The organism is Candidatus Baltobacteraceae bacterium (assembly GCA_036489885.1).
Classification (GTDB): domain Bacteria; phylum Vulcanimicrobiota; class Vulcanimicrobiia; order Vulcanimicrobiales; family Vulcanimicrobiaceae; genus JAFAMS01.
The window spans coordinates 231,218-245,699 of record DASXEW010000001.1; the positions used below are offsets into that span (position 1 = coordinate 231,218).

Annotated in this window: 17 protein-coding genes; 4 read left to right on the top strand and 13 right to left on the bottom strand. The window is 61.2% G+C overall.

From position 1 onward, the window contains the following. Nucleotides 1–27: 27 nt before the first annotated feature. From VGG22_01115 to VGG22_01125, 3 genes are read left to right on the top strand one after another with little or no spacing between them, the layout of a single operon-like run. Nucleotides 28–891, top strand: a complete 864-nt coding sequence (locus VGG22_01115; protein ID HEY1726961.1) for an ABC transporter substrate-binding protein — start codon at nt 28–30, stop codon at nt 889–891. Beyond that, nucleotides 888–1,709, top strand: coding sequence for an ABC transporter ATP-binding protein (locus VGG22_01120; protein ID HEY1726962.1), 822 nt, complete (start codon nt 888–890; stop codon nt 1,707–1,709). The genes VGG22_01115 and VGG22_01120 overlap by 4 nt, the downstream gene beginning before the upstream one ends. Further along, nucleotides 1,706–2,476: an ABC transporter permease gene (locus tag VGG22_01125; GenBank protein ID HEY1726963.1), complete on the top strand. Its 771-nt coding sequence runs from the start codon at nt 1,706–1,708 to the stop codon at nt 2,474–2,476. Before VGG22_01120 ends, VGG22_01125 begins: the two co-directional genes overlap by 4 nt. On the opposite strand, the gene VGG22_01130 is transcribed toward VGG22_01125, so the two are convergent. The 13 genes from VGG22_01130 to VGG22_01190 are packed head-to-tail and all read right to left on the bottom strand — an operon-like array spanning nt 2,473 to nt 13,617. Continuing rightward, a complete protein-coding gene (locus tag VGG22_01130; GenBank protein HEY1726964.1) occupies nt 2,473–3,270 on the bottom strand; it encodes an arylamine N-acetyltransferase in 798 nt (265 codons plus the stop codon). The two genes, VGG22_01125 and VGG22_01130, sit on opposite strands and share 4 nt — an antisense overlap. A gap of 16 nt (nt 3,271–3,286) precedes the next feature. Continuing rightward, nucleotides 3,287–4,189 (bottom strand): DMT family transporter, encoded by a 903-nt coding sequence (locus tag VGG22_01135; GenBank protein ID HEY1726965.1) that lies wholly within the window; start codon nt 4,187–4,189, stop codon nt 3,287–3,289. Then, entirely contained in the window at nt 4,186–4,809 is a 624-nt protein-coding gene (gene nthA / locus VGG22_01140; protein ID HEY1726966.1) for a nitrile hydratase subunit alpha, read from the bottom strand. The genes VGG22_01135 and nthA overlap by 4 nt, the downstream gene beginning before the upstream one ends. After that, a complete protein-coding gene (locus VGG22_01145; protein HEY1726967.1) occupies nt 4,806–5,087 on the bottom strand; it encodes an SH3-like domain-containing protein in 282 nt (93 codons plus the stop codon). The genes nthA and VGG22_01145 overlap by 4 nt, the downstream gene beginning before the upstream one ends. Beyond that, on the bottom strand, nt 5,084–5,404 hold the full coding sequence (locus tag VGG22_01150; protein ID HEY1726968.1) for a hypothetical protein: 321 nt from the start codon (nt 5,402–5,404) through the stop codon (nt 5,084–5,086). Before VGG22_01150 ends, VGG22_01145 begins: the two co-directional genes overlap by 4 nt. A gap of 7 nt (nt 5,405–5,411) precedes the next feature. Then, the gene (locus tag VGG22_01155; protein HEY1726969.1) at nt 5,412–6,632 is read right to left on the bottom strand and encodes an aspartate aminotransferase family protein; all 1,221 of its coding nucleotides are present in this window, start codon (nt 6,630–6,632) and stop codon (nt 5,412–5,414) included. After that, nucleotides 6,629–7,858 (bottom strand): bifunctional glutamate N-acetyltransferase/amino-acid acetyltransferase ArgJ, encoded by a 1,230-nt coding sequence (gene argJ / locus VGG22_01160; protein ID HEY1726970.1) that lies wholly within the window; start codon nt 7,856–7,858, stop codon nt 6,629–6,631. The genes VGG22_01155 and argJ overlap by 4 nt, the downstream gene beginning before the upstream one ends. Continuing rightward, nucleotides 7,833–8,813 carry an N-acetyl-gamma-glutamyl-phosphate reductase gene (gene argC, locus VGG22_01165; protein HEY1726971.1) on the bottom strand — a complete coding sequence of 327 codons (981 nt, stop codon included), beginning with the start codon at nt 8,811–8,813 and terminating at the stop codon, nt 7,833–7,835. Before argC ends, argJ begins: the two co-directional genes overlap by 26 nt. After that, complete coding sequence (gene argH, locus VGG22_01170; protein HEY1726972.1) at nt 8,810–10,234, bottom strand: argininosuccinate lyase; 1,425 nt, start codon at nt 10,232–10,234, stop codon at nt 8,810–8,812. The genes argC and argH overlap by 4 nt, the downstream gene beginning before the upstream one ends. Then, complete coding sequence (locus tag VGG22_01175; GenBank protein ID HEY1726973.1) at nt 10,222–11,448, bottom strand: argininosuccinate synthase; 1,227 nt, start codon at nt 11,446–11,448, stop codon at nt 10,222–10,224. Before VGG22_01175 ends, argH begins: the two co-directional genes overlap by 13 nt. After that, nucleotides 11,445–11,909: an arginine repressor gene (argR, locus tag VGG22_01180; GenBank protein ID HEY1726974.1), complete on the bottom strand. Its 465-nt coding sequence runs from the start codon at nt 11,907–11,909 to the stop codon at nt 11,445–11,447. The genes VGG22_01175 and argR overlap by 4 nt, the downstream gene beginning before the upstream one ends. Then, nucleotides 11,906–12,877 carry an ornithine carbamoyltransferase gene (gene argF, locus VGG22_01185; GenBank protein HEY1726975.1) on the bottom strand — a complete coding sequence of 324 codons (972 nt, stop codon included), beginning with the start codon at nt 12,875–12,877 and terminating at the stop codon, nt 11,906–11,908. The genes argR and argF overlap by 4 nt, the downstream gene beginning before the upstream one ends. A gap of 50 nt (nt 12,878–12,927) precedes the next feature. Then, nucleotides 12,928–13,617 (bottom strand): DUF1698 domain-containing protein, encoded by a 690-nt coding sequence (locus VGG22_01190; GenBank protein ID HEY1726976.1) that lies wholly within the window; start codon nt 13,615–13,617, stop codon nt 12,928–12,930. Nucleotides 13,618–13,621: 4 nt separating this feature from the next. Here VGG22_01190 and argB point away from each other — a divergent pair, with 4 nt between their 5' ends. Then, nucleotides 13,622–14,404, top strand: a complete 783-nt coding sequence (argB, locus tag VGG22_01195) for an acetylglutamate kinase (protein HEY1726977.1) — start codon at nt 13,622–13,624, stop codon at nt 14,402–14,404. Nucleotides 14,405–14,482: the final 78 nt, after the last annotated feature.

Consider the following 14,482-nt stretch of genomic DNA (forward strand, 5'->3'; position numbering starts at 1 on the left):
ATTAACGTCGTTCGAGCGCAAGCGAAGTTGCGCAAGCTGAACATCGTGCTCGGTACGACGCCGCAGTTCGGTAACGTAATCGTCGGATTACAAAAGGGATTCTACGAGAAAGAAGGCTTGCCGGCGGAGATCACCTACTTCACGAGCGGCTCGGCCGCGACGCAAGCATTCCGAACCGGAAACGGCGACGTTGCCGTGGCCGGCGATCTCCCTTCGCTCCGATTGTGGACGGGTGGCGACGGAGTTGGTCTGTGTCCGCAAGCGCACTATGATTTGAGCATCATCGTCACGCGCGATTCGATCAAGAACGCGCAGGACATGAAGGGTAAGAAGATCGGGATTCTGCTCGGATCCACGTCCGAATATTTCATTCAAAAATACGTCACAAAAGCCGGCATGACGATGAACGATATCCAGGCGATCAACTTGACGCCGGCGGAGATGGTAACCGGACTGGATCGCGGCGATATCGACGGCTTCGTACTGTGGCAGCCGTTCGGTTGGAAGGCCGTTGACACGATCAAAGGCGTGCACATCCTGACCGATGCCGGACCATATTTCCAAGAATGGGAAGCCTGCACCGTCAATAAAACCTATGCGGCGACGCACCAACCGGAGCTTGCCGCATTTGTGAGAGGCCTGCGAGCGGCCGGCAAGTGGATCCCTGGCAATCTCGATGACGCGGGGCAAGCGGTCGCGCAAGCGCTGCGTACGCAAGACGTTGCGACCATGAAGAAGCAGCTCGGTCTCATCAACTGGGATTTGAATTTCACGCCGAAGTTCAGAAGCGATATGGACCAGCTTGCGGGCTTTATCAAGACGAAGATCGACTGGAGCACGATGTTCGATCCTCGTTCCTTACGCCAAGTGGATTCGTCGCTCGTTTCTTGACCAGCGTTTCGAGCCAGCCAAACTGGTCGACGGTAGCGTTTCGGGACGTCTCCAAACTCTATCGTGATTCACGGGGAGCCGAGTACGCGGCGGTCGAGGGTATCTCGCTCGACGTTACGCGCGGCTCTTTTCATTGCTTGCTCGGGCCGAGCGGTTGCGGCAAGACGACCTTGCTCAACATCGTGGCGGGCTTCGAAGCCCCGAGCTTGGGCAAGATCTCTTTCGTTTCTGCGGACGGAAGCGAGACGAAGATTGCGGGTCCCGGCGCCGACCGTTCGGTAATCTTTCAGGACTCGACGGCAGCCTTGTTCCCGTGGCTCAACGTTCAGGAAAACGTAGCCTTCGGTCCAAAGCTGCGTCACGCGTCGATTGCGGATTTCGAACCGCGCTTGCGCGCGACGCTGGCACTCGTCGGCCTCGAACAGCACGCGCACAAATTCCCTTACGAGCTCTCCGGAGGGATGCGACAGCGCTTGCAGATCGCGCGCGCCTTGATCATGGATCCTGAGATGATGCTGATGGACGAGCCGCTTGCGGCGCTCGACGCCATCACGAAGCGCGCGATGCAGCGCGAGCTGGTCCGCATTTGGTCTGAAACCGGTCGTACCGTCGTTTATGTAACGCACGATATCGCCGAAGCGCTGCTGCTCGCGACACGTATCACCGTTATGAGCAACGGGCCAAAGGCGAAAATAAAGGCCGATCTTCCGATCGACTTACCGCGTCCGCGCGATCCTGCAGATCCGGCTTTTGCACGCTACGTCAGAGAGCTGGAAAACCTCATCGATGAGAGCGCCCAGGTCGCGGCAAGCGCATGAGCCCCGGGACGCGCAGAGCCTTGATGGCGGTGATCTCGCTAACGGCGTTCCTCGTCATTTGGCAGCTCGCGGACATGTATTGGTTCAATCCGCGTTTGGTACCCAGCCCCGCGACGACGTTTGTAAGCGCGTGGCAGATGCTCCGCACCGGCGATTTGGAAGCGAACGTCGGCATCAGTCTATGGCGAATTCTCGTCGGCTACGTAGCAGGGTGCGTGCTCGGAATCATTTTAGGCGGCATCATCGGACGGGTTGCAATCATTCGTGATCTGGCCGATCCGATACTCGAGATGATCCGGCCGGTTTCGCCCGTCGCGATCGTTCCGCTCGCGATGCTGTGGTTTGGTATCGGCGAGACCTCGAAATATTTCGTCATCGGTTACGCGTCGGTTATCGTCGTGCTGCTCAATACCGCCGCCGGCGTTTCGCGCACGCCGCGCTCGCGCGTTCGTGCGGCATTGTCGCTCGGCGCGACGAACATGCAAGTCTTCTTGCGTGTCGTCCTTCCGTCAGCCGTTCCCTACGTGCTGACCGGGATGCGCGTCGCGCTCGGTTTCGCATTCATGGGCGTTGTCGCTGCCGAGCTCATCGGTGCGCATCGCGGCATCGGCTTCCTGATCATGAACTCGCAGATGCTGATGGAGACCGACCAGCTCTTCGTCGGCCTGCTTGCGCTTAGCGTCGTCGGCGCCGCAACCGATCGACTCTTCCGCTACATCCTCGATCGTAGCATGAAGCGCTACATGCAATTCCTCGAGGAGTCTTAGTCCCACTCCGGGATTGCGGGAATACGTAACGTGTCGAACTCCGGTAGATCGAAGCCGTAGTGCTCGACCAGTAGATTGCGGAATGCGCGCCGGTCGGCAAGCTGCATCGGCATCACATCGTCCCCGTCGTGGAATGTAATATCGCGATTCATGACCGAAACGCGACCGGTCGGCGTCACGATGCTCATCATGATGAGTTGCCTGAACGGCGAGGTGGGATGGGTCGACGTCATATGGTTGCCCATCTCGAAGTCGATGGGGTTGTTGACCTCCTCGTAGTCCGACACCCAGCCGTCTACATCCGTTCCGTCGCGCTTGAATCGTAAGATGATGTTGCGGCCTTCGCGTGCGATCCAGTGCGTCGCGTTTTCAGCGCTGCCCTCGAGCGGCACAGGAAATCGTGCGCCGCTGCCTCCGAAGCCGGGATCGACGACGAATTTCCCCTCCGGAAGCGTCACGACGAGAAACATGTGCGTGCGCGGTGCTTCGGTCGGCTGCAAGAACAGGACGACGCGTGCAGCGTGCCGTTCGACCGAAAAGCCAAGCTGCTCCAAGACCGCGCCCAACAGCGTCGAGTGCTCGAAGCAATAGCCGCCACGTTTTGCGGCCACGAGCTTCTTTTGGAGCGAATCGAGATCGAGTCGAACGCCGCGGCCAAGCAGCACGTCGAGATTCTCAAACGGGATGCGCGACATGTGCCCCATTTGAATTGCACCGAGCGTCGCAAGCGTCGGCTCGCGCGATCCGTCGTAACCGATGCGCGTGAAATATGCGTTGAGATCGATGTCCGGCATTATCTCTGTCCCTCGACTACGGAGCGCTCTGCGCTCCTACGCTCGGGATGACAACCTTAGAGCGTTGTTCTCCCGGCAGGTTCACGACGAGAAGCGCGAGCAGCATGCAGAAAATCCCAGCCCATTGCAGCGGCTCGGGGCGCTCGCCGACCAGGAAATACGCGCTGACGATCGCGATGACCGGAATTGCGAGCGCGCTCATCCCGGCCGTGACGGCGGGCAGCCGTTTCACCACCCAAAACCATAAGAGCCACGAGCAGACTGCCGTTACGATGACGTTGAAGACGAACACGAACGTTAGCAAGGCGTTCCACTGCATCGGCCGCTCGTGCGCGAAGAGCGCAGCGAGACCGAGCGGGATGATCGCGACGAGGTTCTGCCACGTGATCATCACCATGGGGTCGACGGTGTAGCGCTCGATCGTCCATTTCCAGACGACGGTTCCGAGCGCCCAACAGATTCCGCCGGCCATCGCAAACACGGCGCCGACCTCGGAGACACGCGAGCCGTGACCCGCAATGATGATAGCGAGGCCGATCGCACCGAGCCCAACGGAGATCCACTGCCGTAGCTTGAGCTCTTCGTGCAAGATCAAACGCGCGAAGAGCACCGTCCAGAACGGCATCGTGTAAGCGAAGATCGTGGCCTTCGTCGCGCCGCTGTCAGCGACGGCGATGACCGAGAAGCCGTTCATCCCCACGCCCTGAAGCAATCCGATCAACGCGAGCGGCACGAAGGGCGCAGGGTTCAGCGAACGCCGCAACACGAGCATTAGCACGACGAGCATCGCGCCTGCCAGAATCGTGCGCAGAGCAATGAATTCGAGCGGCCCGGTATAGGGAAGAACGAGCCGCCACAACGACCAGTTCAGACCCCAGGCGAACCAGAGGGCGACGAGGCCTAGGAGCGCTCCCCTCAAATGGCGATCGGTTCGTTCGCTTGTGCCACGCCGATCATCGAATCGCGCGTTACGAGCTCGGCGAGTTTGTCTTCGCTCCAGCCTTCAGTTCCCGACGGACGCATCGGGAGCACGAGATACCGCATGTCGGCGGTGCTGTCATGGACGCGCACCGCGACGCCGTCATTGACGTGAAGACCGAACTCGTGCAGCACTTTGCGCGGCTCACGAGCGGTGCGTGAGCGATAGGCTTTGCTCTTGTACCACGCCGGCGGAATGCCAAGCAACATCTTCGGATAGCACGAGCAGAGCGTGCAGACGATGACGTTGTGCGCCTGCGGCGTGTTCTCGACGACGACCAGCTTGAGCGACCCGACGTCGATTCCGAGCTCTGCGCAAGCTTTAGTCCCATCGGCCGACAGGCGCTTCTTGAATTCCGGATCGACCCACGCACGCGCGACGACCTTCGCCCCAAGATTCGGCCCGCGGGAATCCATGATGTCGATCGCTGCCGTGACCTTTTCTGACGGGAGCACGTTTTTCTCGGCGAGTAGCTCGATGACGGCTGCCGTTAGCTTCTCGTGATACGAGCTCGGCAGATGATGCTCGGGGTGATGTGGGTGGTCGTGATCGTCGCTCATTTGTCTGGCTCCAACCAGTGTTCGTAGATTTCGATGTCGATCGTGTCGCTGGGGCGCTCGGCGCGTCCCCACACTTCTGTTTGCGCGAAGCGCACGCGGTAGAGCACTTTTGGATCGTCGGCACGTCCGTACGCAAGCCGCTCGGGATTGTTAAACCTTCCGCATATGCGCTCGATCTCGCCGCGTTTCCCGCGGACGTAGTAGGGCGTGCGGATGTGCCCCGGCGGAAACCACTCGCGGACGCGAACCCGATCGCCCGGCGCGAAGCGTGCGCTCATTCGGCTTCTCGTTTCTCGATCTCGGCGATCTTCCCGGAAAGTTCATTGACCGAGATCACGCCCTTTTCGAGCAGCACTTCGGTGATCGCAGCAATCCAGCGTTCGTAGTACGACATGGAATCATAGGCGTCCGCACCGATGCCTTCGATCGCGCGGCGTAATTCGTCCGTACGCACCAGCGGCGGATCGAGCGTTCCGAGAGCGCGCATTAGCGCATCGACGCGCTGCTCCCAAAAATCGTTTTGATGTTCGGCGCGATCGATTTCGCCTGCCGGTTCTCCACCAAGGTCGTGCATCCCACGCGGGTGCGAATCCATAGAAAACTTAGTGCTTCCGCGTGGACGCGATCACGTGCCGTAGACGGCGCAGGCCCTCGCGCAGCTCCTCTTCGTTGATGACGAGCGGCGGGACGAAACGTAGCGTATTCGAGCCGGCCGCGTTGATCAACAGGTGTTCGCTCAGCGCAGCTTCGACGATGTCTTTCGCGGAGAACGGCTCCATGACGGGAAGGCCGACCATGAGGCCGATGCCGCGTGGGTCGCCGAACCGTTCACGATCGGCATTTGCGATCTCACGCAATTCCAAGAGCAGAATATGGCCCATGTTGGCAACATGAACGTTAAGGTTCATGCGGTCGCGCAGATTGAGGTGCGCAAGCCCGGCCGCGCACGGAACGGGTGAACCGCCGAACGTCGTGCCGTGATCGCCGGGAAGCAGCGCCGACGCAGCCGCATCGGTGCAAAGTAACGCTCCGATCGGCAAACCGTTTGCGAGAGCCTTTGCAAGCGTGATCACGTCGGGACGTACGTTGTAGTACTCGAATGCAAAAAGCGTCCCGGTGCGTCCCATCCCGGTTTGAATCTCATCGAAAATCAGCAGCGCGCCGTGCTTGGCAGTGATCTCCCGCGCCGCTTGGAGAAACTCGTTCGTTGCCGGAAAGACGCCGCTTTCGCCCTGGACTGGCTCGATGATCAGGGCAGCCGTCTTCGAATCGATTGCGCCCTCGAGCGCAGCGATGTCATTGAACGGCGTGAACTTGAAACCGCCGGGAAGCGGGCCGAAGCCCTCATGATATTTTGGGTTGTCGGTCGCCGAAAGCGCACCCATGGTGCGGCCGTGGAACGAATTCGTGCACGCGACGATGACGTTGCGATCGGTTTGTCCGAGACGGAACGCGCGCTTGCGCGCCAGCTTGATCGCGGCTTCGTTCGCTTCAGCTCCGGAATTGCAGAAGAAGACGCGATCGAAACCCGAGATCTCGGCGAGTTTGTTCGCCAGCTCGCCCGCAGGTTCGTGATGGTAGAGATTGCTGCAGTGCACGAGCGTCGCGGCTTGTGCTGCAATCGCGCCGACGATGGCCGGATGCGAATGGCCGAGCGCGCAGACCGCGATTCCGGCAACGAGGTCGAGATAACGGTCGCCGCTCTGATCGATCAGCCAGACGCCTTCACCGCGCACGAAATTGACCGGCGCACGGTTGTAGTTCTTCATCAGATGCGGGTGGTCGATCGCCGGGAGCGAGTGGCCGCCTGAGTGGGCGATCACGTGCGGTAGTGCGCGTTGATGCGCACGTATTCGAGGGTCATATCACATCCGTATCCGGTTGCTTCGGCTTCGCCCATTCCGAGATCGAGTCCAACTTTGATTGACTTATGCTCGAGCAATGCATGAGCCTCGGCTTCGCTGAGGACTTCCAGCGCGCCGCGGTCGACCCATAGCGATCCGCCGAGCGTGATCGACCACGCATCCTCGCGCATTCCGGAGCCGACGCTTCCGGCCGCAGCGATGATGCGTCCCCAATTCGGATCTTCTCCGTAAAGCGCGGTCTTCACGAGGCTAGAGTTGATGATCGCGCGCGCGATTTGCCGCGCCTGAGCCGCATTCTTGGCACCGGTGACGTGCATTGTGAGTGTCTTGCTTGCGCCCTCGCCGTCTTTGACCATGTCGAACGCCAGCTCGCGGCAGACGGTGTGCAGCGCGGCGCGCAAACCCGGGCTCGCTTCCTCGGTCCCCGGTTTTGCGAACGCGTATACGCAGTCATTGGTGGACATGTCGCCATCGACAGAAATCATGTTGAACGTGTCATCGACGGCTTCGGCGAGCGCCGCCTGCAATGACGTGCGCGTGCAGCTCGCATCGGTCGCGATGAACGCAAGCATCGTTGCCATGTTGGGGGCGATCATCCCCGCGCCTTTCGCAATACCACCGACGACGAAGCGCGTCTGGCACCCGTTGTCGTAGTATGCGCAGGCCTCCAGCTTCGGTACGTGATCGGTCGTCATGATCGCTTCTGCGGCTGATAGGGCAGCTTCGCTTCCGGTGCGCAGCGCGCGCACGGCCTTTTCGAGCCCGGGACCCATGACGTCCATTGGAAGCGGAACACCAATGACGCCGGTCGACGCGACGAGTACCTGCGAGGTGCGTATGCCCATGAGCGCGGCAGCGCGCGAAGCGGTCTCGCGGGCATCCGTGAGTCCGCGCTCGCCGGTGCACGCATTCGCGCAGCCGGAATTCGCGACGATCGCGCGGATCGCATCACCATCGGTTGCAAGATGTTCGTTGGAGACTATCAACGGCGCAGCCTTGACGTCGTTAGTGGTGATCACGGCCGCGCAAACGCGCTCGCCGCTCAGATCGATCAGCGCGAGATCGGCTTTTCGGCGCTTGATGCCCGACATGACGCCACTGCAGCGCACATCGGGAACGGCACCGAGGCCGCCGCGCAAGTCGACGAGCCGGAACGATTCAGACGACTGGGATGCGAGCGCCAAGTCCGGCCTCCTCAGGGTAACCGCACATGATGTTGAGATTCTGCACCGCTTGACCGGCGGCGCCTTTACCGAGGTTGTCGTTGCCTGCGAGCACATGCACGACTCCGCCGCGAACGCTGATTGCGATTTGCGTGTTGTTTGTCCCCGCGAGTGCGGGAAGATACGGAACGCGCGGCGCGTCGAGGATTTCGACGAACGGATTCGTTGCGTACGATTTTGCAAAGGATCCGCGGATCTCGCTCTCCTCGATCGGCTCGCGCATCACGGCGTAGGCATCGACGAGCATCCCGCGCGTCATCGGTACGACGTGAGGTGTGAAGACGAACGGAACGCCGATGCCGAGTGCACGCAGCTCCTGCTCGATTTCTTTGCCGTGGCGATGCGAAGGAATGCCGTACGCGCGCACGTCGCCGTCGACTTCCGCGTACATCGACGTGAGCTTCGGCGAGCGACCTGCGCCCGAGATGCCGCTCTTGGCGTCGATGACGAGATTCGAGATGCGATGCGCAAAGGGTGCAAGCGGGATTGCCGCCAGGAGCGACGCCGTCGGATAGCAGCCGGGATTTGCAACCAGCTGTGCTCGTGCAATCTGATCGCGGTAGCGCTCGGGAAGACCGTAGACGGCTTGCGGATTTAACGACGCCATGCGGAACGCATCCGAGAGATCGATGACACGCGCGCCAAGCTCCAGGAACTTGGGCGCAAGCTCGCGCGCTTTCTCAGACTCGCCTGCAAGGATGACGATGTCACCCGCGCGACACACCTCGAGTGCGGCACCGGCGCGATCGAACGTGCGGTCGACGTACGGCAGCGAACGGAACGTGTCGCGCACGGCCGTCCCCGCACTGCTCTGACTTTCGAGCGTGATGAGCTCAACGTTCGGATGCTGGTCGAGATAATGGATAGCGTCGCCCGCTCCATAACCGGCGGCGCCGATGATATGAACGCGTGTCATGCCTTTGTCGCTTCCAACTCGCTGAGCTCGTTTCGGGTTGATGCAATCGCTTCCGCGACCATGCTCGGATGCGTGGAACCCGAGGTACGCTTGGCTGCGACGCACCCATCTGCGTCAAGCGGCGCGGCAAGTCCCGCTATTCCACTGGACGCGCGCAGTTGCTCAAGCTCAGCGTCCGACATCACGTCGCCCTTTGCGGCCGCGACGGCTTCGCCGACAAAACGGTGTGCGGCACGGGCCGTGGCTCCGTGTGCGATCAGTGCGTCGGCGACATCGGTCGCAACCGTGAATCCGCGCGCTGCCTCGGCCGTCATTTTGGCGTGATTGAAGCTGAGATGCGTGAGCGTGATCGCGAAGGCCTCGAGTGCAGCGAGCCCGCGTTCCGTCCCGTCGAGAATCGCCGATTTAGTTTCCTGTAAATCGCGATGATAGGAAAGTGCGATCCCCTTGACGGTCGCGAGCGCACCGGCGAGCGTGCCGATGGCTCGTCCCGCCGCGGCACGCGTCAGCTCGAAGGGATCGGGATTGCGTTTCTGGGGCATCAGGCTCGAGCCGGTCGAAGCCGCGTCGTCGAGCTGCGCGTAGCCGAAAGCGGGCGTCGACCAGATTACAAGCTCTTCACTCGGACGCGACGCGGAAATCAGCGCGCGTGTCACCGCGTCGAGCAAATCGAGTGCGACGTCACGATCGCCGACTGTGTCGAGCGCGTTGCGTGTCGGGGCGTCAAATCCGAGCTCCAGCGCTGCCGCAGCGCGATCGAGCGGTAGGGAGCTTCCAGAAAGTGCACCTGAGCCGAGCGGGGAGAATTCCGATGCGTCGTGCACCACGCGTTCGAACCGGCGTGCCGCGCGAGTGAAGCCCTCACTCGCGGCATGCAGCCAAAACGCGAGCAGCACCGGCTGTGCCGGTTGCCAATGGGTCGTTCCGGCCAAGAGCGTGCCGTCGTCGAGCGCCGTCTGCGCGAGATCCAGAAAACGTCGCGCGATCGCCGTGCAAAGGCGTAAGCCTTCCTCGGCGCGGTCGCGTGCGTAGAGAACGAGAGTCGTCGCAACCTGATCGTTGCGCGAGCGTCCTGCGTGCAGCGCTTCGCCGGCGGCGCTGGAAACGATTCCTCGAACGCGTGCGTCGATCGCGCCATGCACGTCTTCGAACGTACCGTTGCGCGCGAACGCGACGAAGTCGCCCTTTGCGATCTCACTTGCGATTTGATCGAGCGCCGCATACAGCGCATCGGCCGCCTCGCGATCGATGACGCCGCCCTGCAGCTGCGCCGTTACGTGCGCATGCGAGCAACGCACGTCGAACGGCGCCAGCACCAGATCATCTTCGAGCGACGATCCAAACGCGAGCAGCCGAGGATCAGGCGGCAACGCAAAGCGGCCGCCCCATTGTAAGTCGGCCGCGACTTTTACGTCGTGCACGCGAGCGTCGCTTTCGCGACTGCTCCAGCACCAGCCGCAATGGGAAGACCGACGATCTCGATGAAGCCCGTTGCGGCATCGTGGTTGAAGGTATCGCCGGCACCATATGTGGCGAGGCCTTCGTCGTAGAGCGCAAAGGGTGACTTCGAGCCGTTGACCACTGCTTGGCCGTGGAAGAGCGCGATACGCACGGACCCCGTCATACGCTGCGCGATTTGTGCGTTAAACGCGTTGAGCGCAGCGCGGAGCGGCGAGGACCACTGTCCGTCGTAGATCATCTCGGCGTATTTCTGGTCGACCGTCGCTTTGAAGCGTAGCTCGTCGCGCGTGAGCACGAGACGCTCGAGCGCTTTATTCGCGGCGATCAGCGTGAGACTGCCCGGGCACTCGTAGACTTCGCGAGATTTGAGGCCGACGACGCGATCTTCGATCACATCGAGCCGTCCGACGCCGTGCAATCCGGCGACGGCGTTGAGCTGGGCCATCATCTTTGCGCCGCCGGTCCCGTTATAAGACGGAACGCCGTCCGTGAAATCAATGATGATTTCTTCGGGCTGGTTCGGCTGTTGCGCGGCCGGCCTCGTCCAAGCGAATGCATCTTCCGGCGGCGCATTCCAGGGATTTTCGAGCACGCCGGCTTCGATCGAACGCCCCCACAGGTTTGCATCGACGGAAAACGGTCGCTCGAGCGTGTGCGGAATCGGCACGCCGTGCTTTTGCGCATATGCGATTGCATCCGGGCGCGACATCGGCTCGTCGCGCAGCGGCGCGATGCATTTCAAGTGCGGTGCGCGTGCGCGGACGCCGACCTCGATGCGAACCTGATCGTTACCTTTTCCGGTACAGCCGTGCGCGACCGCGTCGGCGTGATATTCTTCGGCCGTTTCCACGAGCAGATCGGCGAGCAGCGGACGCGAGAGCGAAGCTGAAAGCGGATAGACTCCTTCGTAGAGGGCGTTCGCACGTAGCGCGTGCTGGCAGTAATCGTGGATGAAACGCTCGCGCACGTCGAGCAGAACGGCGTCCTTCGCACCGAGCGCAAGCGCTTTGCGGCGCACGCCTTCGAGCGCGGCTTCGGCGCCCTCGCCGGTGACGTGGTCGCTTTCGCCGAGATTCGCAGTCATCGCGATCACGTCGTGACCGGCATCGATCAGTTTCTTGAGAAGGACGGAAGTGTCCAGTCCGCCTGAGTAGGCGAGGACGACGCGGCTCATGATTCAGGACCTTTCATATCGAGGAAGCGTTGGACGAGCATGGAGAGCTGCTCGGGATTTGCGACGGCAACGAATACGGTGTCGTCTCCGGCGACCGTGCCGAGAATTTCCGGCCATTCGCTCGCGTCGATCGCGGATGCGAGCATCATTGCGCTGCCGGGTTGCGTGCGTAAGACGATGAGGTTGCCCGATCCGCGGACGCTGAGCGCGAGCTCGGCGACGACGCGGTGCAAACGGCTCGAATACGACGGTCCGGCCGAAGGTTCGACGTACTTGAATTGTTGGCCGTTTCCGTTACGCAGCGGGACTTTCATGAGCCCAAGCTCCTTGATGTCGCGCGAAACGGTAGCCTGCGTCGCTTCGTAGCCTTGTTGTTCGAGCAAATGCGCAAGCTCTTCTTGCGACCGGATCGGCCTGGCCGCGATGAGCGAAAGAATCGCGCGCTGGCGCTTGGTTTTCATAATTCAAAGCCCTTCAGGTCTGTAAGTAGCGCGAGCAGCAACGCCTTTTGAGCATGCATGCGGTTCTCGGCTTGGTCGAAGACGACGCTTTGAATCCCGTCCATCACCTCGTCGGTCACCTCTTCACCGCGATGCGCCGGGAGACAATGCATAAAGATCGAGTGCGAGGCGGCGGCTTTCATCAGCTTCGAATCGACTTGATATCCGAGGAGTGCAGCGGCGTTTCGTTCCGCGAATTGCTCGTCGCCCATCGACGTCCACACGTCGGTATAGACCACGTCGACTTCTTTAACAGCGCGCACCGGGCTCGTGAACGCTCGCGCGGTGACATTGTATGCTTTCCCGAGCTCTGCGAGCTTCGAAAGAAAAGCGTCTGAGGGACGATGTGTTGGCGGGCAGCCGAACGTAATGGAGACCCCGGCCATCGCGGCTGCCTCCGCCAACGATTGCGCGACGTTGTTCCGTCCGTCGCCGATATATGCGAGGCGCAAGCCTTCGAGCGTTCCGAACCGCTCGCGAATCGTGAACACATCCGCAAGAGCTTGGCACGGATGCGCAGCTTGCGACAGCGCATTGACTACGGGGACAGTTGACGCGTTTGCCAGACGCTCCAGCATCGGGTGATCGTACATGCGGATCACGATCGCATTCGCATAACGCGAGAGCGAGCGCGCCGCGTCTTCGGGCGTCTCGCGCTTTCCGACGCCGAATTCGTTGCCTTGTGCGAAGATCGACGTGCCGCCCAGCTGGCTCATTCCTACTTCGAATGAGATCCGCGTACGCAGGCTCGGCTTCTCGAAAAGCATCACGAGCGTGCGTCCCGGCAAGAGCGAGTGTTGCTCGCGGTGAGGCATCCCCTTGATCTGCGACGCCAAATTCAAAAGCATCACCAGCTCGGCCTGATTGAGGTCGGTGATGCGGAGCAGACTGCGCCCGAGGAGGCGGTTGACGGGAACGGTGGAAATCACGATTGCATAATTATACGGAAGACTGCATAATCATGCAAGAGGGCTTTGCCCTAGCGGCGGATTCCGGCCCGGTTTCCGCGTCCGGAGGCGTTCGGCATATAGGAAGGCCGGCGGGGGAGCAGCTTGAGGGAGATGTCGTCCGGGCTACTCGCGGACCATGCGGTAACTCCGATGCGGCCGACCGTCGGCGCCGCGGGGGGCGGTGGGGTTTTGAATGTCACCGTTGTGTCGGCGAATCCCGCCGCCCGCAGCATTTCGAACAGGCATGCCTCGTTCGCCGACCACCAATTCGACGGATTGTCGTCGAGCGAGTTATCCGGATGGAAGACCATCACCGGATCGTTCGTCGGCGCATGATACAGTGTCGTCTCGAGGTAGAGCGAGCCGCCGGAGCGGCACAGTTTGCGCAAGCGAAACAACAGCGAAAGCGGATTTTCGACGTGGTAAAGCACACCCGCGCAATGCACGACGTCAAATTCCGGCAGCTCCAAGAGCTTCTCGGAAAACACGTCGAGCTGAATAAATCCAAATCCGAATGTTTTCTGATTGCGTTCGAGATCCGGCGACGTGCAGTAGTCGATTCCAAGTACGGATGCGGCGTTACGTTTCGTAGCTTCTGCGCAGATGTTGCCTTCCCAGCACCCGACGTCGATGAACGATTTTCCCGAAAGATCATCGGGAAGCCCATGAAGCTGCCATTGCGATGCCATGTCGCGCGCGCTTGGTCGCCGAAAGCGCAAAGACATGCTGCTTCTCGTTAAATATGGCGGAAACGCGATGCAAGGCCTCGAGGCCGATCCGGTCCTCGCGGATCTGGCCTCGCTAGTCGGAGAAGGCCATCGCGTCGTGCTCGTTCACGGCGGTGGACCCGCGATCGACGCGGCTCTCAAGGAACGCGGGATTGTCGAGAAGCGAATCGCCGGGCTTCGTATGACGGGGCGGGCCTCGCTCGACGTCGTCGAGTACGTGCTGTGCGCGACGGTCAACAAGGCGCTCGTGCGCGCGTTGTGCGGACTGGGTCTCGCGGCGGTTGGAATCAGCGGCGAGGATGGTCCAACCTTGATTGCACGTCAGTCGCCGCCGCAGGGCGGCGAGTCTCTCGGATTCGTTGGTGAAGTTGAAGAAGTTCGGCCGGCCCTTATCGACGCGCTGCTCGAGCATCGTTTCGTTCCGGTTGTCGCGCCGCTCGGTGTCGCGCGCGACGGAAGCACCGCCTACAACATCAACGGCGACACGGCTGCCGGTGCGCTGGCGGGCGCGCTGCGAGCAGATGCTTTTGTCGCAGTTACGGATGTTCCGAAGATTCTTCGGCATATTGAGGATCCCAATTCGGCGATTGACGTGCTGACCGCCGGGGAAGCAAAAGAGTGGCGAACAGTGGGCTCACTCGCCGGCGGCATGATCCCCAAAGTCGATTCGGCGCTCGATGCTCTCCGGCACGGTGCCAAGCGCGCGATCGTCGCGGGTGCCGGCCCGGAGGCAATTCGGAGAGCGCTGGCTGGAGCGGGGACCGAGCTCAAGCTCTAGCCTAGTGATCGAGCCCCCTCTTGTCTCCGTAGTGACAAAAGCTATAGACGACAATGTGCCCTTAGATGGAAAATTATT